The organism is Asaccharospora irregularis DSM 2635 (assembly GCF_900129815.1).
Lineage (GTDB): Bacteria > Bacillota > Clostridia > Peptostreptococcales > Peptostreptococcaceae > Asaccharospora > Asaccharospora irregularis.
Genome location: NZ_FQWX01000022.1, coordinates 12,783 through 34,816 on the forward strand (window position 1 = coordinate 12,783; position 22,034 = coordinate 34,816).

The following is a 22,034-nucleotide window of genomic DNA, read 5'->3' on the forward strand; positions in this document are numbered from 1 at the left end:
GCTTTAGGAGTATTTAGGTAATCTGTTAAAACTTGATATATTGCATTGACTTAGGTTAAAATAATATAACTATACAATTCTTTATAAAAAGTATTGATTATATTATAATAGTTGTATTGTTTTATAATAGGATATAAATGGGATAAATATTTCAGTTATAATTGAACACTAGGATTATTTGAAAATATATAAGGTTGATGTAATATAAATATAATTTATAGTAATACCTATAATTAACTGTAAAAAAAATAGGAGGTTTAATGGGTTGCAAAAATATGAGGCTCTACTAGATAAACTAAAGATTTTTGAAAAAATGTATGATGTGATGCGTATTGTAGATCCCCTTGAAAAAAGGGTCGTTGAGGTAAGTGAAGATAAATTTATAAAGTCAGATATGGTCTGTTATAACTACTGGAATAGAAATCAATTGTGCAATAACTGTATTTCTATAAGGGCATATAAAGAAAACGATACGTTTTTTAAAATGGAGTATAAAGAAGGCAATATTTTTATGATTACAGCAGTTCCTATAGAATTTCAGGGAAATTGTTTGGTTATAGAATTGATTAAAAATACTTCGAAAAATATGGTTTTTGGAGAAGGAAATAGCGACTGTGATTCAAAAACTCTAACTATGATTGAGTACATGAATCAGGTAGCTATAAAAGATTCACTGACAGGACTATATAATAGAAGATATATAGATGAGAGGTTGCCAGCGGAGCTTTTAGATGCATCATTAAAAGGTGAACCTTTGTCAGTTATTTTCGCGGATATAGATTTTTTTAAAAAAATTAATGACACATATGGTCATTCAACAGGGGATTTAGTTCTTAAGGAGTTTGCAAAAGAGCTAGAAAGATTTACTCGCAAGGATGTAGATTGGGTTGCTAGATTCGGGGGAGAAGAGTTTCTTATTTGTCTACCTGAAACTGACCTTGATACTGCTAAGGGATTGGCGGAAAATATTAGAGATAGAATAGAAAAGAAGAAATTTGAAGTAAGTGGGGAAACTATAAATTTAACTTGTAGTTTTGGTGTACATGTAGTCTGTGAAGATAATGAATGCAAAACTGTGGATGGAGTTATTAAGTTAGTGGATGAGCACCTATACAAGGCAAAGAATCTTGGTAGAAATAGAGTAGAGTAGTAATAATTAATTATATATATTATGTTCTTTAGTATATGGGCTAAACAAGGAATTAGTTTGGAAGGTTTTTTATCAACATATAAATATAAAGAAAATATAATATGGCAAGAAATAAAAAGGGTTACAGTAATTAAATCAAAGGATGTAGAAGTTAAGAATATTTTATCAAAGTCACTATAGTCAATATAGCTACAAATCGTATAAGTATTATAGAAAAAATATATGACTAAAAAATAATTTAATTAAAGTAATTGAAGGCCTGTAATTACCATCTAAGTGAATTACAGGTCTATTTTATTGAATTATATCTCTTTTAATAATACATCATCCATACTTAATCTTGGTCTTTGTGATGGAGATTGATCAGGATACCCAATAGGTATTAATGCAACTGCATCATATCTTTCATCTAAATCTAGAAGTTCTTTTAGCTTTTCTTTATCAAACATCATAACCCAGCAACTTCCAAGACCTAAATCCACAGCTCTTAAAGTTATATGGTCAATAGCTATAGCGGCATTTAGGTTCAAGTAAGCCTTTAGGGCACCTTCATCCATTGAACGTCTTTTTGTACTGTAATATTTAGCATTGCTATCATCATGTAGAGGTGTATCAATAAATGCATTTGCTTCCCTAAGTTCTTTGGTTCTTGCCTCTGCTGTATTTACAACTCTATTATCTACACAGACTGCTATAACAGCTGGGGCCTTTGCTACAAATGGAAGTGGGGAACATTCGCTTAATTTGGATTTTGTTTTTTCAGATTTAATAACTACATAACGTGTAGGTTGAAGATTTGATCCAGATGGAGCGATTCTTCCAGCCTCTAATAATTCATTTATATAATCCTCTGGTATTGGTTCTGATTTAAATTTTCTAATACTTCTTCTTGATTTTATTGCTTCTAATAATTCCATCTAATAATTTCTCCTTTTTATAGTTTATAAAGCTTTATTATTTAATAATTAGAGTGATAATATTCTGTACATATTGAGTGTTCTAAAATTGCTCTATAGCTGCATTTAGCCTATCTATAAATTTTTGCTTATCTCGTGGTAAAGTACCATTTAATGGAGCAATGTTTGATATATGAATAGATGAGAATGCTGTTTCGGTTTTTAAATTGAGATTTTCAATTAATGTTTTTACCTCTATAAGTTTTTCTAATTCAGAAGACTCTAGGAATTCTCCTCTCAATGATTCTTCATATAAATCTGTACCCGGTATTAGAGTAAGGTTCATAAGTGCTATAACCTTAGAGTTTGCAGAGTTTAGTAGTTTAGCAGTATCTATTGCATTCTCTATACCTTTACCATGCCCAGCCACACCATACATTATGATAGATATGAAATCTATTCCAGCTTCATTTAGTCTCTTAAGTTGTTCTATAGCTTCCTCTGATGTATTGCCCTTTTTAATATTTTTTAGAGCTTCATCATTTCCGGTTTCGATACCGATATATAGGTCATTTATACCTAAGGATCTTAATTCTTTAAGTTCGTCCATTGTCTTACTTTTTATGCTTGAAATAGATGAATACATACTAATTGTCTTGCAATTTGGAAGATGCTTATTAATTAATTTTGCTATGGACTTTAATTTATCTGCGCTTAAACAGAAAGGGTCTCCATTTAGCAAATAAATTCTCTCACCATATTGATAAAATGATTTAGCTTCAATTAAATCTTTCTCAATCTGTTCTAGTGTCTCTGTTTTAAATTGAACGTCTTTATACATATTGCAGTAAGTACATTTGTTATGAGAACAACCTGATGTAACTTGTAATAAAAGTGTATAAGCTTCAGATGGCGGTCTATAAATATTTGAATCATATTTCATGAACAAAACCTCTTTTCATTTATAAAGATTGTATTTTTATAGAGTTGCAGTAACTCTATTTATTTTATATACTGATTATACAATCATATAATTAAATTTTATAGTATGCACTTTTATGTAAGATACTATACAAAAGGAGAGTGTAATTGAGTTGGAAAATATAGAAGAAGTAAAATATAAATGCCCTATTGAGTACACACAAAAGGTTGTAGGTGGTAAGTGGAAGTCCATAATACTTTGGCATTTGTATACTGAGGGGACCAAAAGATATGGAGAACTAAAGAGGTATTTAACAAAAATCTCTCATAAAATGTTATCTCAACAATTGAAGGAATTGGAGGCCGATAAGTTAGTATACAGAAAGGAATACCAACAGATTCCACCAAAGGTAGAATATTCAATTACTGATAGGGGAAAGACTTTAATTCCGATATTAAAGTTGATGCATAACTGGGGTGAGGATAATATGGATAGTTAAAAATTGCCTACCTAATAGGATTTTAAAATATGTATTTAATATCTTATTAGGTAGGATTATGGTAGGTTAATCAACTCTAAATGAGTCAATATCGATTATTGTAATAGTTTTTGAATCATACTCTATTAATCCATCTTTTCTCATTTTATTTAGTTCACGAGATAGGGAAGTTCTTTGGACGCCGAATTTCTCAGCTAATTCTTTTTTAGTTAATTTTAATTTGATTGTATTACTTCCTTGATTATAGCTTTCATATATCAGAAAATCAGCTATACACTGTCTAAGAGATTTAAATGAGAGTGATTTTATCTTATCTGTCAAAATTAATGTATTATCTGATATAGATTGAAGAAAATTGATTAAGAAGGCAGTATTACTCTGACAAAGTTTTAAGATTAAGTCCTTTTTTAGATGAAGGATAGTTGAATTAGTTTTTGATATAACCATCATTGGGTAGGAGTTTTTATGAGAAAAAAGAAGGTTTCCTCCTATCATATTGCCGGTAGTAAAATCATTTATAGATATGTAATTTCCTTTATCATCAATTCCCTGTACAGAGATAGTTCCTTTTAAAACCACATCGAAAGTACTACACATTTCATTTTGAAGATATATAACCTCACCTTTTCTGTAGTTTTTTATATTATAAGAGTCTATTATAAATAACTTAAGTATATCTTCTTTGTCAACTTCCTTAAATAAATCTATATGTTCAAGTATGTGAATAAAATCTAACATAAAAATATTTCTCCTTTTTATAGATTAGTAACCAAGGTAACTAATTAAAATAGTAAAGCAAGTTATAATAAAAGTAAAGATATTAGAGGAGGAAAAATCAATGGATATTTTTACGATAGGCCTTTGGATAATTACAATAATTCTATTTATTGTATCTGTTACTAAAGACAAGAATAAAACTTTCGACTCGATTAAAATGTCAAGTGGGTTGATGAAAAGCATGATTGGGGAAATTATAGGAATACTTTTTCTGATAGGATTAATACTTACATTTATACCTCCAGAAAAGATTAAGCAATATTTAGGTGGATCGAGTATTCTCATATCGACGTTTGTTTCAGCAATTTTAGGAAGTATAACTTTAATACCGGCATTTGTTGCTTTTCCATTGGTTGGATCCATTGTGAAGGCAGGGGCTAATATAGTTCCAATAGTTGCATTTTTAACTACTCTTACAATGGTAGGATTTGTAACTTTTCCACTTGAGAAAAAAGAGTTTGGAGTTAAGTTTGCATTGACTAGAAATATTTTGAGTTTTGTATTTGCAATTATTATAGCGCTTTTAATGGGAGGAATAATATGAGTATAATTATAAATAAAATAAAAGACAATATCTTCCTGGCTGTTGTAGTTTTTATCTATATATTTTTATTGATTTTTATGCCTGATAAGGGGATACAGTCACTAAGCAATAGTATGTATTATGTAAAAGAAATGCTTACAATAATGCCGGTGGTACTTTTATTGACTTCTTTTATTGAAGCTTGGGTTCCTAAAAAGTCAATTGAAAATGCACTTGGAGAAGAATCGGGAGTAAAAGGATTTATTTTTTCTTTTTTATTAGGAAGTTTTTCAGCAGGACCTATTTATGCAGCTTTTCCTATATGTAAAATGCTTATTAAAAAAGGTGCAAGTATAGCTAATATAGTCATTATTTTAAGTGCCTGGGCAGTAATAAAGATTCCGATGTTAGCCAATGAAGCTAAATTTCTTGGACCGAAATTTATGATTATTAGGTGGGTACTAACTACAATATCTATTTTAATTATGGCAATTATTACTTCTAAGATAGTAAGAAAAGATGAAATTCCAGAGGATAATACAGAGGATAGAGAAAATGCTACCTTGATTGTAGATAATAAGTTTTGCATTGGTTGTGGAATGTGCATGAAATTAGATCCAGAGGATTTTGTAATTGAAAATAAAAAGGCTAGAGTAAATAAGGATATATTAGAGATTGAAGAAAGTGAAAAGGTGAAATTGGCTATAGATAAGTGTCCAGCTAAAGCTATTAAGTATATGTAAAAATTTTAGAATTAAATTTAAGAGACTAAGTTTTAAGTCGATGTATATGATTTAAAAACTTAGTCTATTTTTGTAATTGGCATTTGACAATAACTCAAAAAAGGAGTAATATGAAATTGGCAAATGCTAATATTGATTTTAATTATGGAGGGATAAAAATGAAAATAGCAGTTTCAGCAGCAGGAAAAACTATAGAGGATTTACTTGATATGAGATTTGGTAGATGTGAATATTTCCAAATTCATGACACTGAGAGTGGAGATATTAAAGTTTTAGAAAATACAGGACAAAAAGCTAGCGGTGGAGCAGGTATTGCTGCATCTAATCAATTAGTAGATGAAAATATAGATATTATTATAACTGGAAATCTTGGTCCTAATGCTTTTGAGATTATTGAAAAATCTGGAGTTAAAGCATATAAGTGTTCAAGTATAGTTGTAGGTGAAGCTATAGAAAAGTATAAAAGCGGTGAACTTGAAGAAATAAAAATGTCTGGTCCTGCACATCATGGATCTAATTAGATTGGGGATGAATAGTTAGTGAATATAGCAATACTTAGCGGTAAAGGTGGTACAGGAAAAACAACAGTATCTACTAATCTAGCCCTTGCGTTAGGAGCAAATTATATAGACTGTGACGTAGAAGAACCTAATGGATTTTTATTTTTAAAACCTAAAGTAAATAAAGAAGAAGCAGTGATGGTGGAATATCCTATTATAGATTTGGATAAATGCACTGGATGTGGAGCTTGTGTACAAGCGTGTCAATTTAATGCTCTTGCAAAAGTAAAAGATGATATTATGGTTTTTGAAAAATTATGTCATGGGTGTGGAGCATGTGGAATATCATGTAAATACGATGCTATAACTTACAATAAAAGACAGACAGGTAAAATAGAAAAAGGTAAATTAAGAGATATAAACTGTAGTAGAGGGATTTTAAATATAAGTGAACCTATGGCAGTACCAGTTATCAGAGAATTGTTAAGTGGTTTATCTCAAGGAGTTAATTTAATAGACTGTCCGCCGGGGACCTCTTGTAATGTAGTAAACTCTTTAAAATATGCTAATGGAGCTATACTTGTTACAGAGCCTTCTGAATTTGGCCTTCATGATTTAAAAATGGCTGTTGAACTTGTAAAAATGTACAATATCCCTTTTGGTATAGTAATAAACAAAGATGATCGTAAGGACAACATAGTAAAAAAATACTGTGATAAAGAAAATATAGAATTAATAGGTACAATTCCTTATGATAAAGAGACAGCTGTACTTTATTCTAAGGGAGAAATACTTTATGATGACTTATCACACAAGAAAGTTTTCGATAAGATATCAGAAAGGGTAAAGGAGGTGCTGTCTTGGATTTAGTAGTTTTAAGTGGAAAAGGTGGAACAGGAAAAACAACTATAGCAACAGCTTTATCTGAACTCGCAAAAGATGTGGTGAGGGTAGACTGTGACGTAGATGCACCTAATTTATTTCTTTTTTATAATGGAGAAGATATTGAAAACGGAGAATTTATAGGTGGTAAAAAAGCTAGTATAAATAAAGATTTATGTATTAAGTGTGGTAAATGTGAAAGTGTATGTAAATTCAATGCTATAGAAAATTTTGAGATAGATTCATTTGCATGTGAGGGTTGCGGGGCTTGTAAATTAGTATGCCCAGAAGGTGCAATAAATTTAGATGATGAAAAAACGGCAAACACTTTTATTACAGAGTTAGATAAGGGAATAATATCAAGAGCTGAAATGGGAATAGGTAGCGATGGCTCAGGAAAATTAATAACTCATCTAAGAAAGAATGCTAGAAAATTTAATGAGGATGAGAAGTTGACTATAATAGATGCTTCACCAGGTATTGGTTGTTCTGTGATAGCTTCAATAACTGGGTCAGATGTAGTATTGGTTGTTACAGAGCCTACTAAATCAGGTCTTGGAGATTTAAAGAGAGTAGTAGATTTATGTGAGCATTTTGGTGTTTTCACAATGGTATGTATAAATAAATACGATATAAACGAAGATGTAACAAAAGAAATAGAAATATTTAGCGATGAAAAAGGTTTAGATTTAGTCGGAAAAATTCCATATGATGATGTCGTTATGAAATCTATAAATGAGTTAAAGCCTATAACATTTTATAAAGATAGTATGGCAGAAAAGGCTATAGAGAATATGTGGAATGATATGCAGAAATATATGCATTAAATTATAAAAGTTAAAATAAAAATTTATATAAAATATAGGAGGAATTGAAAATGAAAATAGCAGTTGCGAGTGAAGGACTATATGTAAGTGGTCATTTTGGACATTGTGAGGCATTTACAATATATGAAGGAAAAGATGGTGGCTCATTAGACAAAAGTGTGACTCCAAATCCAGGACATAGACCAGGGTATCTTCCAGTATTTTTAAAGGAATTAGATGTAAATGTTATTATTGCAGGAGGAATGGGAGAAACAGCACAACAATTATTCAAAGAAAATGGAATTAAGGTAGTAGTTGGTGCTGAAGGATCTTGTGATGATATAGTAAAAAAATATGTAAATGGTGATTTAAAATCAACGGGAAGTGTTTGTACAGAACATCAACACGAAGGTCACTGTAACGAGTAGTTAGGTAAAAAAACTAAAAAAAACTAAAAAAAGCATTAAAAATATTCATTTATACTAAAATTTGAAATAATATTGTTAATTTTTTAAAAATCATTAAAGTTAGATAGTATTCCTGTCGTATATATATTGTATATGTGCGATAGGATTTTTTTCCTATATACAGCAAGATACTATTGATATGGAGAAAAAACCTTTTGCTTTTAAGATTCAATATTAAAATTTTTAGGAATTTAGGAATAATACAATTTCCTAATATTAAAGGGAAAGGTGAGTGTTATGAAGAGTATTCGAACAAAAATTTTACTTATGATAGGGGGTATTGCTGTTTTAGGGATGATAGCTTCAGGGATACTTACTTTAAGGAACACAGTAAAGACTGTAGTTACTGATCAGGAAAGTATTTCAGAATTAACAACATCAAATGTAGTAGCAAATATAGATGAATATTTTACTAAATATAAAACAATGGCAATTCAAATGGCAGGTAACCCATCAATAAGGAAAACCTTATCTGATGTAACTTCAAGAGACAATTGTAAACAGCATCCATCTTATGAAGATGCTCACCAATATTTAGGTTATATAATGGGCAAGGACAAAGAAATCTCGTCTGCCTATGTGTGTTCAGCTAAAACAGATGCTGGATTTAACGGTACTGATTGGTTCTGTGATCCAGGATTTGACTTAAAAACGAGAAGTTATTGGTTCTCTAAACAAGAAGATATAAAGAGAGGATTTATTATTTCTCAACCATTTAAGGATGTAGATACAGGTAATATGGTAATTGCATTCTCTGCTCCAGTTTATGATCCTAGTGGTAAGGATATAGTAGGGGTAGCTGCAGTAGATGTTGCTATTAATGATATCAGTAACATGGTGGCAACAACAAAGACTAGCTACGGAGATGGAAGTTATTCAATGCTTGTTTCAAATACTGGACAAGTTCTAGCAAGTAAAAAAAGTGACCAAGTTCTTAAAAATGTAAAAGAAATAGGCTTTGATGAAAAAATGCTTGGTGAACTTGAAAAGCCAACAAATAAAGTTATTAAATATGATGACAATGGAGAAACTCGCTATGGAATTGTCAACATTACAAGAGATGCAGGTTGGAGAGTACTTTTAAGTATCGATGAGGGCACTTACATGGCTTTAGCAAAGCAGTCTCAACGTGACATGACAATTGTTTATGTGATATCAATATTAGTGCTTTTAGCAGCGATTATATTTGTTACAAGAAGTATAGTTGCACCACTTTCAAAGCTTACTTATGCTACAGAAGAATTGGCTGATGGAAATTTAGATACAGAAATAGATATAGATAGTGATGATGAAATTGGAAGACTTGCAGCATCTATGAAAAAACTTGTATTAAGATTAAATCAGTATATTGATTATATCAATGAGGTGTCAGGGTCATTAGACAGATTCTCAACTGGTGATTTAAATATAGAATTAAAGCAGGCATATGATGGAGAATTTGCTAAAATCAAGGACTCTTTACTACAACTTTCAAATATATTTAAGGATACTATTGGTCAGATTGTCGAGACATCAGAAAGTGTTGCAAGTGGATCAAAAGAGATAGCAAATGCTGCACAAGTACTTGCTGAGGGGTCTTTAAATCAAGCAGGTACAACAGAAGAGCTTACTGCTACGATAAATGATTTATCAGGAAGAGTATCAGCAAATGCATCAAATGCTTTAAATGCATCTGATCAGGTTAAATCTGTAGGAGAACTTGCGGATAATAGTAATGAGCAAATGAAGGAAATGATGATGGCAATTACTGAAATCAATAAGAAATCATCAGAAATAAGTAAAGTTATAAAGGTAATAGAAGATATAGCTTTCCAAACAAATATTCTTGCATTAAATGCTGCTGTTGAAGCTGCAAGAGCAGGTGAAGCAGGTAAAGGGTTTGCCGTGGTAGCTGATGAGGTAAGAAACCTTGCAACAAAATCAGCAGACGCTGCAAAAGAAACAACTCATTTAATTGAAGAATCAATAAAGGCTGTAGAAAATGGAACTGATATAGCAGATAAAACTGGAACTATGCTTAAAAATGTTATTGAGGGAGTTTCAGAAACAGTAAGATTAATAGATGAAATTTCAGGGGCATCTGTAGATCAGGCAACAGCACTAAAACAGACTTTAGATGGAATTGAACAGATAAGTTCTGTAGTACAGACAAATGCTGCGACTGCAGAGGAAAGTTCAGCTGCAAGTGATGAGTTATCAAAACAAGCATATGCACTTCAAGTTATTGCATCTGACTTTAAGATTTAAAAGTATAATTATGGATATAAAAACACCGGGAAAGTAAAAAAACTCGGTGTTTTTTATAATGCATAGAAAGTTTTTTTATTTTCTTGCTAATTTTATTGTGACATAAAGAAAAAATGTCACATTTTTATATTTAAATTGTTACTCTTTATATAAGACGAATTAGTAATAAATTTTTTTATATTTGAAGGGGGGGCGTTGTTATAATGAAAGATATAGATAAAAAAGATTATATTTTTGAAAAACTAATAGTATTAAGGATGGTTTTATCGAGTGCCTTTGGATTTATATTGCTTGCTACAGCTATGACTGGAGTTCACTCTTATGATAGATACATTCCAACATGGCTATATATAGCCTTAGGTGTAGTGGGTAGTATATTAATGATTTTATCCATAGCTATTTCAAAATTAAAACCTAAGAAATAAAATAAAAGTAAAATTATTAGAGTTATAAAAATTAATTGTATTTACTATATAAAAAATATTGATAGTAGAATATAAATGTGTTAGTGTATATAAAGTAAGTAAAATATAATTAAATAAGACAGTTCGTTAGACCATCCTGTCTATAAATAAAACTAGGCATATAACTTTAGAATTTATAGGGCGCCTTGTGCGCCCTTTTTTAATGAGATATTTTAAAGGCTGATTTGTGCTCTGTTTTGAGAAAATCAGCCTTATTTAAATGGATAGGAAGTCTTTTTATAATGAATAGAAATTTTTTGTTTTGGGAGGAAGTTATGTTTATATTGAAAAATGAAATTCAGTTTGATATGGCACATTACCTTAGCGGATATGAGGGAAAATGTAAAAATATCCACGGACATAGGTATAGATTAATTGTAAAAGTTGCGAGTAAAACACTCCATGAGGGAGGTCAATTGAGGGGTATGGTAGATGACTTTGGAAATATAAAAAAAGTTCTAAAAGAGATAAAAGAGTATTTTGATCATAAGTTAGTTTTAGAGGACAATGAAGAAGGAAGAAAATTAGCAGATAAATTATCAGAATTACCAAATGCATTTAGTATTTTAATGTTACCCTATAGAACAACAGCAGAGGAAATGTCCAGGCATATTTACCATATGATCAAGGAAAAGGGAATTAACGTAAGAGAAGTAGAGCTGTTTGAAACACCTACAAATAGTTGCATTTATATGGAGGACTAATATGAGAAAATTTAATATAGTAGAGAAGTTTGTGTCAATAGATGGGGAGGGACCTATGGCGGGTTCTTTGGCAACATTCATTCGATTTAAGGGATGTAACCTAAGATGCAGTTGGTGTGATACTTCTTATTCTTGGGAAGCTACAGAAAAAAGTGAAGAGATGAGTGCAGATGAAATTTATTCATATATAAAAGAAAAAAAGATAAATCATGTTACGTTGACAGGTGGAGAACCCCTTATACAGGAAGGTATTATGGATTTAATTAAGTTATTATCAGAAGATAAAAGCTTGCTTGTACATATAGAAACAAATGGGACTGTTGATATTACCCCTTTTAAAACAGTATACACTTCAAGTAATTTAAGATATATCATCGACTATAAGCTACCATCAAGTACAATGACAAAATATATGGAACCAAGGAATTTAGATGTAGTAGGTGAAAACGATGTATATAAGTTTGTAATTGGGAGCAAAGATGATTTAAACAAAGCTTATGAAGTAATCAAAAAACATGACTTAGAGAAGAAGTGTCAGGTATATCTAAGTCCTGTAACTGATTATATAGACCCCTCTGTAATAGTAGATTTTATGAAAGAAAATTTGCTTAAGAATGTAAAGTTACAATTACAATTACATAAGATTATCTGGGATAAAAATCGTAGAGGCGTATAGAAGGGAAAAAATACAAGTAGAGGTAAAGAGTTAGCTGATAAAGTGAAAGAATCGAATAGTGAAAAGAAAGAATAAAAAAGATGGGTGTGATATAGATGAAAGAAAAACAAAAAGCGGTAGTGGTATTTAGTGGAGGTCAGGATTCTACTACATGCCTATTTTGGGCACTTAAAAAGTTTGATGAAGTATTAGCTGTTACTTTTGATTATGGTCAAAGACATAAATTGGAAATAGAGTGTGCATCTTCAATTGCCAAGGAGTTGGGTGTAGAGCATCATATATTAGATATGGCACTTCTAAATCAATTGGCACCGAATGCTTTAACAAGAGATGAAATAGAGGTTAGTGAGGGAGAAGAGGGAACACTTCCATCTACTTTTGTAGAGGGAAGAAATATGCTGTTTTTAACATTTGCAGGAGTTTTTGCAAAGGTAAAAGGGGCCAAACATATTGTCACAGGAGTATGTGAAACTGATTTTAGTGGGTACCCGGATTGTAGAGATATATTTATTAAGTCTTTAAATGTGACTATGAATTTAGCTATGGACTATCCATTTGTATTACATACTCCGCTAATGTGGATTGATAAAGCACAAACATGGGAAATGGCTGATAAATTAGGCAAATTAGAATACATAAGAGAAAAAACGTTGACTTGCTACAATGGAATAAAAGGGGATGGATGCGGAGAATGCCCTGCTTGTCATCTGAGAAAAAGAGGATTAGATAATTATTTAAAGAGTAAAGGAGAATAACTATGCATCAATCAGGAAGAAAAAAGGAAGAACTGCAAGATATAACATTACTTGGTAATCAAGGTACAAAGTATGAATTTGGATATACTCCAGAAGTATTAGAGGTATTTGACAATAAACACCCTAATAACGATTATTTCGTGAAATTTAACTGTCCAGAATTCACAAGTCTTTGTCCTATTACAGGTCAGCCAGACTTTGCTACTATTTATATAAGCTATATACCAGGAGAGAAAATGGTTGAGAGTAAATCTCTTAAATTATATCTTTTCAGCTTTAGAAATCACGGAGATTTCCATGAAGATTGTATGAATATTATCATGAAGGATTTAATCAAACTTATGGATCCTAAGTATATTGAGGTATGGGGAAAATTTACTCCAAGGGGAGGAATCAGTATAGATCCTTATTGTAATTATGGTATGCCAGGAACGAAGTTTGAGGATATGGCTAATCATAGGTTGATGAATCATGATATGTACCCAGAAAAAGTTGATAACAGATAAAAATCAAGATACCCATAGTGTGGGATTGTTTGATAATTATATAAAATAACTATACAAAACCTGCAGACATAGATATTTCCTATTAGACACAACTAGGTATAATTTTCTATTATAAGTATAATAGGGGAATTTATAGAAAGTTGTAGATATATAACGATATTGGGAGGTATAGGAAATATGAATACATATTATAATCCTAAGGATTTAGGAAGATTTGGAACAATAGGAGAAGAAGCTCCTCAATTATGGGAGAGCTTTATGTCATACTACGGAAAGGTATTTGAAGAAGGTGCTTTAACTGCTAGAGAAAAATCTCTTATAGCGCTTGCAGTTGCCCATACAGTGCAATGCCCATACTGTATTGATTCTTATACTCAAGATTGTTTAGAAAAGGGTGTAAATGAAGAACAGATGACAGAGTTAGTACATGTTGCAGCTGCCATACGCGGTGGAGCTACATTAGTACATGGTGTTCAAATGAAAAATGTAATAAAAAACTTAGAATTATAATAAAAGTATTGAGAGGATTTGTTATGTTAAGCTTAGAAGAGTTAAACAGTTTAGATGGGGTTTCATATTTTGAAGAAAATATTAGTGATGAAGATGTTAAGAAAACAGAAAAAATACTTCAAACACTTCAGGTTAATATAGGTAAAAAATGTAATTTAGCATGTAAACATTGTCATGTTCAGGCAGGTCCAAATAGAACAGAGTTGATGTCAAAAGATATTATGAAAGATTGTTTGGTAGTTTTCAAAGAACAGGGCTTTTCTATATTAGACATCACAGGTGGGGCGCCTGAGATGAACCCAGAGCTTATGTGGTTTATAGAAGAAGCCACTAAGATAGCTAAAAAAGTAATAGTAAGAACAAACCTTACTATTTTAAAAGAAGAGGAATATAAGCATTTACCTGAGTTTTATGCAAAGCATAAGGTAGAGTTAGTTTGCTCGCTTCCATATTACACAGCAAAAGACACTAATCGCCAACGTGGAGAAGGGGTATTTGAAGATTGCATAGATGTATTACAAAAGTTGAATGAAATTGGATATGGTAGAAATCCAGAGCTTATTTTAAATATGGTGTATAATCCTGGGGGAGCGTTTTTACCGGCACCACAGGCATCTTTGGAGGAACAATACAAGATAAAACTTAAAAATCAATTCGATATTGATTTCAACCAATTATTTACTATTACAAATAACCCTATTGGAAGATTTGGAGGTTTTTTAAAGCGTAGTAATAATTTAGAAAGATATATGGATAGATTATGTTCGGCATTTAATCCATCGGCATTAAAAGGAATGATGTGTCGTACGCAATTGTCTGTATCGTGGGATGGAAGTCTGTACGATTGCGATTTTAATCAGGCGGTTGATCTTAAGGTTGAGGGTGAAAATAGTATTTCAATGTTAAAAGGTAAGGAGTTATCTCAAAGAAAAATTAAATTTGGAAATCATTGTTATGCTTGTACTGCAGGTGCTGGATCTAGTTGTGGAGGCACAACTGCCTAAGAAAGGGGGATTATTATGACGGAAGAACAAATAAATGATATGTTTAAACAAGGATTTGATTGTGGGCAGGTAGTACTAAGTGCCCTTTCATCTAAGCTAGATATAGATGAGGAGATGGCAAAAAGAGTTTCTGCCTGTTTTGGAGGAGGTATGTTCTCTGGACAAACATGTGGAGCAGTAACAGGTTCTTATATGGCAATAGGATTAAAGAATGGGCACTGTGATGCAAATACTCCTGAAATAAAATCAAAGATGATAGAGTTAATGAGTGATTTCAATGATAAGTTTCTAGAAAAATATCCGTCTACTTGCTGCAAAGAAATGCTAGGTCATGATATTAGCAATCCAGATGAGATGGAGGTAATACTAGAAAAGGGGTTACTAACTAATTTCTGTCCAAAAGTAGTTTTAAATGCTATCGAAATACTAAATGAAATTATATAGTTTGGTATAAAATATAAAAAAATAGAGGTATTGCCTAGTAATGGTAATACCTCTATTTTTTATATGTCAAAAAATTATATTGAATTTAACATATAAGATTACTATTAAACTTAGGGAAGTCTTTATCGCAGAAACTTTGTATTTCAGGGGTGTTTTTCTACCACTTACCTAAAAACAACTGACAATATAAATATTAGTATATAGACTGAGAAATATACGACAAACAAAAGGCTTTATGAACTGGAGAATCAGTTGGGGCAAAATTTCTTGAGAATTTCTAAAACTACTTTAATTAATTTGAAAAAAATTGCAAGTGTAGAGCCGTCTTTCAATGGTATGATGCTTTTGAACCTTAAATGTGGATGTAGTGATTATATTTCTAGAAAGTACTTACCAGATTTAAAAAAATATTTAGGGTTATAGGTGGTGTTTTTATGTTAAAAAAAATTATAATAAAATTTATCCAAGGTATAGCTTATGGATGCACAGTGTTGACTGTGTTGGGATTAATATTTGCAATTAATGATGGAAGTAATTTCAACAGTTTAACTTCGCATGAGTATATAAGAAATGTAATTGCCTCAATGATAAGTGGAGTAGGATTTGTTGTACCATCTATCATATATGAAAGAAAAAATCTATCAATGGGAATGCAAATATTTATTCATATGGGAGTTGGTTTAACAGTATATATACTCTCTGCTTTGTATGGAGGATGGATTCCTGTGGATTATGGGTTAAGAGCCATAGTTTTATCTATTATTATAATGATTATAATGTCTTTTATAATATGGAGCGGATTTTATATATATTTTAAAAGAGAAGCAAAAATTATGAATATGAAAATACAAGATTTAGAGAAATAGAACTTTTGGTATTTAGCATAGTGGGAATAATATCTATGAATTAGAAATGATTATAGATATTATTCCTTTTTTAAATTTAGTTTAAGAAAAAAAATAAAATGGTATAATATGGAATAAGAGGGTTAAAAATGTTATAATTATAGTAATATTAATAATTTTATATAAGATCAATACAATCCGCCATACAATTAAGACTAATCTAATCATGACCAAGGCCATAAATTAAAATCAAATAAAGATTTTCATAGGAAATCCTTTATAAGCATAATCACATGTATTATTATTTAAACTTTGTATAATAATAAAGGAGAATCCTTGAAATATATAAGTCAACAGTTATAACTTTGACTATATTCTTTAACTAAGAATGAATGGAATGTATATTAATAGGAGGTAAGTTATGAAGAGTTTAAAGGGAAGTAAAACAGCTGAGAATCTAATGAAATCATTTGCAGGAGAGTCTCAAGCTAGAACTAGATATACATATTATTCTAGTGTCGCTAAAAAAGAGGGATATGTTCAAATATCTAATATTTTTATGGAAACAGCAGAGCAAGAAAAAGAGCATGCAAAAAGATTTTATAAGTTTCTAAGAACAGATTTTGTAGATGAAGCTATAGAAATTCAAGCTTCATATCCAGTTTCTTTTCATCAAGAAACCTCTAAAAATTTAAAAGCCGCTGCTAGTGGTGAAAACGAGGAATGGTCAGAACTTTATCCTGAGTTTGCAAAGGTAGCTGAAGAAGAAGGTTACCCTGAAGTGGCTCAAGCATTTAGAAAGATATTAGAAGTTGAGAAATTCCATGAGAGAAGATATTTAAAATTATTAGAAAATCTGGAAAATGGAACAATATTTAAAAAAGATGAAGTAATTATGTGGAAATGTAATAATTGTGGGTATATACATGAAGGAAAGGAAGCACCAGGTGTATGTCCAGCATGTCAACATCCACAGGGGTACTTTGAAGAATTTGTAGAAAACTATTAAAAATTATTAATATGGAGGTAGTAAATATGATATTTGATAAGATAAAATTAGGTTATGGATATTCTGATTTAGAACCACATATAGATGCATTAACTTTAGAAACACATTATGGAAAACATTTACAAACATATGCTAATAACTTAAACAATATATTAGAAGGACATGAAGATCTTGTAAAAGGAAAAACATTAGAAGAAGTACTATCTGATCTTGAAGCTATTCCTGAAGATATAAGACAAGGTGTTATAAACCAAGGAGGAGGAGTTTCAAATCATAACTTCTATTTCTCTATATTATCACCTAATGCTAAAAAAGAACCAAGTGGTAAACTTTTAGAAGCTATAAATAAAAAATTCGGAAGCCTTGATGCTATGAAAGAAAAATTAAATAGTGTAACAGTAGGAGTTTTTGGATCTGGTTGGGGTTGGCTAGTTTTAGATGAAAACGGTGAATTAGAAATTATATCAACTAAAGATCAAAACTCACCATATAGTTTAAATAAAAAACCATTAATAACTATAGACGTTTGGGAACATGCATATTATCTAAAATATAAAAACGTAAGACCTGAATATGTTAAAAATATATGGAATGTTATCGATTGGGCAAAAATAGAAGAAATATATGAAGGTTATATAAAATAACTTTTGATTTGATTATATAACTAGATTTATAAATTAAGCGATAGCTCTAAAAAGTCTGGCTTCAGTAAACCACTGAGGCCAGGCTTTTTATAATGCATAGAAAACTATAATTATATTTCTTTATTTAGATTGCGTATACGTGATATAGAAAAAATCTATTAGACTATAGTTAGCTATATATATTATAATTTATTGTAAATTGCAGTAAATTTAAACTATTTATATTAGAATTTTGGGGAAAATCATAGAATATACTTACAAAGGATTTGTAAAGGGGGGAAATCTGATGACTTATATTAGGAAGTTTAAGTTATAGATGTAAGTTTATAAGATATTCTAAAATATTTATTAACAAAATAATTATAGTTTAAATTTGATTGTATTATAAAATATTGGGGGGACAAATGGTGAAAAATAGATATATAAAAAAGCTATTCTTAATACTAATTTTAGTGTTAGGTACAGGATGTAGCAATAAAAATTCAAATGAAAATGTGGACAAGGTTGAGGAGAAAGAGACTATTAAAATTGGCTGCATGAGAATTACAGAAGATATAATAGATTATGTAATAGATGAGATGAAGGACTCAAATTACAAAATAGAGAAGGTTGTATTTGATGGTGCATCAAATATACCTGCAACAGCACTGAATGATGGAAGTATAGATGGATTTGTAGTAAATCATTTACAGTGGGTAGAGGTGTTCAATGAAAAAAACAATACTAATCTAAAAATGGTAAAGCCTTATATATACTATTTTAAAAATGGAGTTTACTCATCAAAGTACAATAGTATTGATGAACTTCCAAAAGATGCTGTAGTTGCTATACCAGGAGATCCAAATAATATGGATAGAAGTTTAAGATTACTACAAAGAATGGGACTAATTAAATTAGATGATAAAAAGGAACTTTGTAATGTAGCGGATATTACTGAAAACCCTAAAAATATAAAACTATTAGAAACTGAAATTACAGCAACTGTAAAGAGTTTGTATGATGTTGACATGATTATATCTGGTGCAAATGCAATGAGACTTTCAGGAGAAGACTTTGAAAAAAGTTTATTCAACGATCCTGTTGACAAGGATTTCCCTATTAGCTTAACGGTTAATGATGGAACAGAAGATGAAAAATGGGTAAAAGAGTTTATGGAAGCAACAAATAAAGAGTCTTTCAAAAAGAAATTTAATGAAAACTATAAAGGAACATTTATATTATATAACGATATAAAAGGGGAATAAAAATGGAAGAGATATATCTTAATAGGTTAAATATGAAGCAACTATCAGAGTCTATTGATAGTGGTATTATAAATAAGGTTATTATACCATTTGGAAGCTGTGAAGCTCATGGGGCACACTTACCATTAGGTACGGATACATTTATTTCAACTGATATTGCAGAAAGACTTGCAAAAAGAGTTGGGGGAGCAGTTATATCCCCTCCAATACCTTTTGGTACTTCGATAAATTATAATCAATATCCACTATCTTTAAGTCTAGGGTATGATACTACGATAAAATTAACAGAGGATATTTTATCAAGTTTTATAGAACATGGTCTAAAGAATCTAATTATATTGAATGGGCATGATGGAAATATTCCTGCGTTAGAGATAGCATCGAGGAATATTAAAAATAGGTATAAAAGCGCTAGTATAATAATAGTGCCAGGATGGTGGTTTTATTCTAGAACGGTACTAAAAAATAATTACGACACATGGGATGGAAAGGGTCATGGAGGTGAAGCAGAAACTTCACTGATGCTAGAAATCGACCCAGAGTTGGTAAATTTAGAGGATTCTGATTGTCAAATACATAATGATGTAATCGATTTAAGTAAACATGGAGTAATGGTTATTTGGGACATTGAAGAGGTAAGTAATACCGGTTCTACAGGAGACTCCAAGTCTGCAACAAAGGAGAAGGGAAAAATATTAATTGAAAACTTTACTGAGTATTTAGTTGAGCTAATAAGAAAACTGGATAACATGGACTGGAATTATGACTATAAAAGATAGAATTAGGTGATGAATTGATAGAGATAGTTGAATTAGAAAAGTCATTTAATGGTATAGGTATACTGAAGGGAATAAATATCAATATACCCAAAGGCTCAAGGTATGGATTAATAGGTAGAAGTGGTACTGGTAAGTCGACATTGTTGAGATGTATAAATGCTTTAGAAGACTATGATAGAGGCGAATTAAAAATTGATGGAGTAGATATAAAAAGTCTAAGTAAGAGGGAATTAAAATACCTAAGGAGAGATATAGGGATGGTATTTCAGGACTTCTCATTACTAGGAAGTCTGAATGTGTATGATAATATTTCATTGCCATTAAAATGCTGGGGATACAATAATAACTATATAAATAATAGGGTTAATGAATTAGCAGAGGTTATAGGGCTAAGAGAAAAAATCCAGTCTAGACCTAAGGAACTATCTGGGGGACAAAAGCAGAGAGTTGCAATTGCACGGGCTTTAGCCTTAAATCCGAAAATATTGCTATGTGATGAGGCTACATCAGCTTTAGATCCTAAGACTGCTCAGGAGATAGTACAATTGTTAAATAATATAAATAAAGAATTAGGAATAACTTTGGTTACCGTAACTCATCAACTATCTATCCTAAAAAATGTATGTGATGAAGTATCTATTCTAGAGAATGGTAAGATAGCTAATCAGGGAAATGTAAATGATATATTTACAAAAAAACCAGAATCTTTAATGAATTTAATAGGGGTAAAATATGCATCCTTGCCAAGAAGCGGAGTTAATATAGAAATTTTCCTGACTGAGAGTAATAGTGAAGTAGCAATTATAAGTCATATTTCCAGGGATTTGGGTGTAGATTGTTTAATAATAGATACTAATATGGAAGTATATAATGGAAAACATGTGGGGTCACTAGTTGTGAATATATCCGATGAGGAATTTAGTAAAGTAATATCATATTTAGATTATAAAGAATTTATATGGAATAAATTAAAATAAAGGGGTTTGGCTATGTTTAATATAGAGTTTTGGCAAGAATGGTGGAATTTTTTTAATAAGATAATTGTCCCCTCTACATTTACTACACTTAAGATAGTGATATCTACTATTTTATTAGGAGGATTGCTAGGATTTGTTTTATCAATATTGCTTGTAACATTCTGTCCTGATGGCCTTAATCCTAAAAAAAATATTTACAAGATATTAGATTTTATCGTTAATACAATAAGATCATTTCCTATATTGATATTAATAGTTGCTATATCCCCGTTAACTAGGAAGATAGTAGGTACTACAGTTGGTGAAAGAGCTGTTATATTTCCCCTAGCAATTGCTGCTACATCGTTTATTGCTAGAGCATTAGAGGGGACTTTTAAATCTGTTGATCCCCAATTAATAGAAGCAGCTCGCTCCTTTGGTGCATCGAATCTACAGATAATTTTTAGGGTTATAGTGAGAGAGTCTAGAGCAGGTATAATATCTGTATTAACAATGGCAACTATAACTTATATATCTGGTAGCACTATAGCTGGTGCTGTTGGTGGAGGAGGAATAGGAGCTATAGCATTAAATTATGGGTATCAGAGCTTCAATGATTCAGTTTTATATACATCAATATTAGTATTATTTATAATGGTGCAACTGGCACAAGAGATAGGAAATTATCTATATAAGAAAAATATATAAATTATAAAATATACCCTATGGAGTCGACAAATAATGGCTGTATAATATTTAGCGTTGATGGTAATAAAAAATCCATAATTGTCGTTAGACAAAAATGGACTAATTACTATCAGCGCTATTATTTTTTAAAAAAATAAAGAACACATGTCAAACTCGTTGTATAATTAAGTCACGACAACAAAATAAACGAGGAGGTTTGACATGTGCTCAAATGATATTATATCAAATATTCTAGGAATTAGCGATAAAAATTTAGTATTTACAGGAGATGGAATTGAAAAAATAAGAGGTATTGAGTTTAAGGTATTAAACGCAGTGCTTACATATGTTCCAAAAGCATGCTCTAAATGCGGTTGCGTAAATGAAAATTATTC

28 protein-coding genes and 1 pseudogene are annotated in these 22,034 nt (G+C 30.7%); 26 read left to right on the top strand and 3 right to left on the bottom strand.

Features of this window, described 5'->3' with window-relative positions; translation table 11 throughout:
• The first annotated feature begins 265 nt into the window (after positions 1-265).
• Positions 266-1,150: a GGDEF domain-containing protein gene (locus BUB34_RS08915; protein ID WP_084120333.1), complete on the top strand. Its 885-nt coding sequence runs from the start codon at positions 266-268 to the stop codon at positions 1,148-1,150.
• Between the two features lie 57 nt (positions 1,151-1,207).
• A complete protein-coding gene (locus tag BUB34_RS13795) occupies positions 1,208-1,330 on the top strand; it encodes a hypothetical protein (protein ID WP_278276713.1) in 123 nt (40 codons plus the stop codon).
• 122 nt (positions 1,331-1,452) lie between these two features.
• Here the strand turns inward: BUB34_RS13795 and BUB34_RS08920 are convergent, their stop codons facing one another.
• On the bottom strand, positions 1,453-2,067 hold the full coding sequence (locus tag BUB34_RS08920; RefSeq protein ID WP_073126574.1) for a nitroreductase family protein: 615 nt from the start codon (positions 2,065-2,067) through the stop codon (positions 1,453-1,455).
• Between the two features lie 82 nt (positions 2,068-2,149).
• On the bottom strand, positions 2,150-2,989 hold the full coding sequence (locus BUB34_RS08925) for a radical SAM protein (protein ID WP_073126576.1): 840 nt from the start codon (positions 2,987-2,989) through the stop codon (positions 2,150-2,152).
• Positions 2,990-3,140: 151 nt separating this feature from the next.
• Here BUB34_RS08925 and BUB34_RS08930 point away from each other — a divergent pair, with 151 nt between their 5' ends.
• Positions 3,141-3,467, top strand: coding sequence for a winged helix-turn-helix transcriptional regulator (locus BUB34_RS08930; protein WP_073126578.1), 327 nt, complete (start codon positions 3,141-3,143; stop codon positions 3,465-3,467).
• 66 nt (positions 3,468-3,533) lie between these two features.
• Here the strand turns inward: BUB34_RS08930 and BUB34_RS08935 are convergent, their stop codons facing one another.
• Entirely contained in the window at positions 3,534-4,205 is a 672-nt protein-coding gene (locus BUB34_RS08935; RefSeq protein WP_143153362.1) for a Crp/Fnr family transcriptional regulator, read from the bottom strand.
• 100 nt (positions 4,206-4,305) lie between these two features.
• Between BUB34_RS08935 and BUB34_RS08940 the strand changes: the two genes are divergently transcribed.
• The 23 genes and pseudogenes from BUB34_RS08940 to BUB34_RS09050 all read left to right on the top strand — a co-directional run bounded on the left by BUB34_RS08940 (position 4,306) and on the right by BUB34_RS09050 (position 21,660).
• The gene (locus BUB34_RS08940) at positions 4,306-4,788 is read left to right on the top strand and encodes a permease (protein WP_073126583.1); all 483 of its coding nucleotides are present in this window, start codon (positions 4,306-4,308) and stop codon (positions 4,786-4,788) included.
• Positions 4,785-5,510, top strand: coding sequence for a permease (locus tag BUB34_RS08945; RefSeq protein WP_073126585.1), 726 nt, complete (start codon positions 4,785-4,787; stop codon positions 5,508-5,510). The genes BUB34_RS08940 and BUB34_RS08945 overlap by 4 nt, the downstream gene beginning before the upstream one ends.
• 158 nt (positions 5,511-5,668) lie before the next feature.
• A complete protein-coding gene (locus BUB34_RS08950) occupies positions 5,669-6,031 on the top strand; it encodes a NifB/NifX family molybdenum-iron cluster-binding protein (protein WP_073126622.1) in 363 nt (120 codons plus the stop codon).
• Positions 6,032-6,049: 18 nt separating this feature from the next.
• Positions 6,050-6,880: a P-loop NTPase gene (locus tag BUB34_RS08955; RefSeq protein WP_073126586.1), complete on the top strand. Its 831-nt coding sequence runs from the start codon at positions 6,050-6,052 to the stop codon at positions 6,878-6,880.
• Positions 6,871-7,719 (top strand): ATP-binding protein, encoded by an 849-nt coding sequence (locus BUB34_RS08960; RefSeq protein WP_073126588.1) that lies wholly within the window; start codon positions 6,871-6,873, stop codon positions 7,717-7,719. Before BUB34_RS08955 ends, BUB34_RS08960 begins: the two co-directional genes overlap by 10 nt.
• 50 nt (positions 7,720-7,769) lie before the next feature.
• Positions 7,770-8,126 (top strand): NifB/NifX family molybdenum-iron cluster-binding protein, encoded by a 357-nt coding sequence (locus BUB34_RS08965; RefSeq protein ID WP_073126590.1) that lies wholly within the window; start codon positions 7,770-7,772, stop codon positions 8,124-8,126.
• Between the two features lie 276 nt (positions 8,127-8,402).
• Positions 8,403-10,412, top strand: coding sequence for a methyl-accepting chemotaxis protein (locus BUB34_RS08970; protein ID WP_073126591.1), 2,010 nt, complete (start codon positions 8,403-8,405; stop codon positions 10,410-10,412).
• A gap of 203 nt (positions 10,413-10,615) precedes the next feature.
• Positions 10,616-10,837, top strand: coding sequence for a hypothetical protein (locus BUB34_RS08975; RefSeq protein ID WP_073126593.1), 222 nt, complete (start codon positions 10,616-10,618; stop codon positions 10,835-10,837).
• Between the two features lie 314 nt (positions 10,838-11,151).
• Positions 11,152-11,580: a 6-pyruvoyl trahydropterin synthase family protein gene (locus BUB34_RS08980; RefSeq protein ID WP_073126595.1), complete on the top strand. Its 429-nt coding sequence runs from the start codon at positions 11,152-11,154 to the stop codon at positions 11,578-11,580.
• A 1-nt stretch (position 11,581) separates the two neighbouring features.
• The gene (gene queE, locus BUB34_RS08985; protein ID WP_073126596.1) at positions 11,582-12,256 is read left to right on the top strand and encodes a putative 7-carboxy-7-deazaguanine synthase QueE; all 675 of its coding nucleotides are present in this window, start codon (positions 11,582-11,584) and stop codon (positions 12,254-12,256) included.
• A gap of 95 nt (positions 12,257-12,351) precedes the next feature.
• On the top strand, positions 12,352-13,011 hold the full coding sequence (gene queC / locus BUB34_RS08990; RefSeq protein WP_073126598.1) for a 7-cyano-7-deazaguanine synthase QueC: 660 nt from the start codon (positions 12,352-12,354) through the stop codon (positions 13,009-13,011).
• Positions 13,012-13,013: 2 nt separating this feature from the next.
• Positions 13,014-13,517, top strand: a complete 504-nt coding sequence (gene queF, locus BUB34_RS08995) for a preQ(1) synthase (RefSeq protein ID WP_073126600.1) — start codon at positions 13,014-13,016, stop codon at positions 13,515-13,517.
• Between the two features lie 177 nt (positions 13,518-13,694).
• Entirely contained in the window at positions 13,695-14,027 is a 333-nt protein-coding gene (locus tag BUB34_RS09000) for an arsenosugar biosynthesis-associated peroxidase-like protein (protein WP_073126601.1), read from the top strand.
• Between the two features lie 23 nt (positions 14,028-14,050).
• Positions 14,051-15,031 (top strand): arsenosugar biosynthesis radical SAM (seleno)protein ArsS, encoded by a 981-nt coding sequence (gene arsS / locus BUB34_RS09005; RefSeq protein WP_073126603.1) that lies wholly within the window; start codon positions 14,051-14,053, stop codon positions 15,029-15,031.
• Between the two features lie 15 nt (positions 15,032-15,046).
• Positions 15,047-15,475 (top strand): C-GCAxxG-C-C family protein, encoded by a 429-nt coding sequence (locus tag BUB34_RS09010; protein WP_073126605.1) that lies wholly within the window; start codon positions 15,047-15,049, stop codon positions 15,473-15,475.
• 219 nt (positions 15,476-15,694) lie between these two features.
• Positions 15,695-15,898: pseudogene (locus BUB34_RS09015) on the top strand (LytTR family DNA-binding domain-containing protein); the annotation flags it as partial.
• 11 nt (positions 15,899-15,909) lie between these two features.
• Entirely contained in the window at positions 15,910-16,341 is a 432-nt protein-coding gene (locus BUB34_RS09020; protein WP_073126607.1) for a DUF3021 domain-containing protein, read from the top strand.
• Positions 16,342-16,741: 400 nt separating this feature from the next.
• Positions 16,742-17,329, top strand: coding sequence for a rubrerythrin (gene rbr / locus BUB34_RS09025; RefSeq protein ID WP_073126609.1), 588 nt, complete (start codon positions 16,742-16,744; stop codon positions 17,327-17,329).
• Positions 17,330-17,355: 26 nt separating this feature from the next.
• On the top strand, positions 17,356-17,973 hold the full coding sequence (locus BUB34_RS09030; protein ID WP_330392770.1) for a superoxide dismutase: 618 nt from the start codon (positions 17,356-17,358) through the stop codon (positions 17,971-17,973).
• Positions 17,974-18,380: 407 nt separating this feature from the next.
• On the top strand, positions 18,381-19,217 hold the full coding sequence (locus BUB34_RS09035) for a MetQ/NlpA family ABC transporter substrate-binding protein (protein WP_159430057.1): 837 nt from the start codon (positions 18,381-18,383) through the stop codon (positions 19,215-19,217).
• A 2-nt stretch (positions 19,218-19,219) separates the two neighbouring features.
• Positions 19,220-19,996, top strand: coding sequence for a creatininase family protein (locus tag BUB34_RS09040; protein ID WP_073126612.1), 777 nt, complete (start codon positions 19,220-19,222; stop codon positions 19,994-19,996).
• 14 nt (positions 19,997-20,010) lie between these two features.
• Complete coding sequence (locus BUB34_RS09045; RefSeq protein ID WP_073126614.1) at positions 20,011-20,973, top strand: methionine ABC transporter ATP-binding protein; 963 nt, start codon at positions 20,011-20,013, stop codon at positions 20,971-20,973.
• A 12-nt stretch (positions 20,974-20,985) separates the two neighbouring features.
• Positions 20,986-21,660, top strand: a complete 675-nt coding sequence (locus BUB34_RS09050) for a methionine ABC transporter permease (RefSeq protein ID WP_073126616.1) — start codon at positions 20,986-20,988, stop codon at positions 21,658-21,660.
• Positions 21,661-22,034 lie beyond the last annotated feature (374 nt).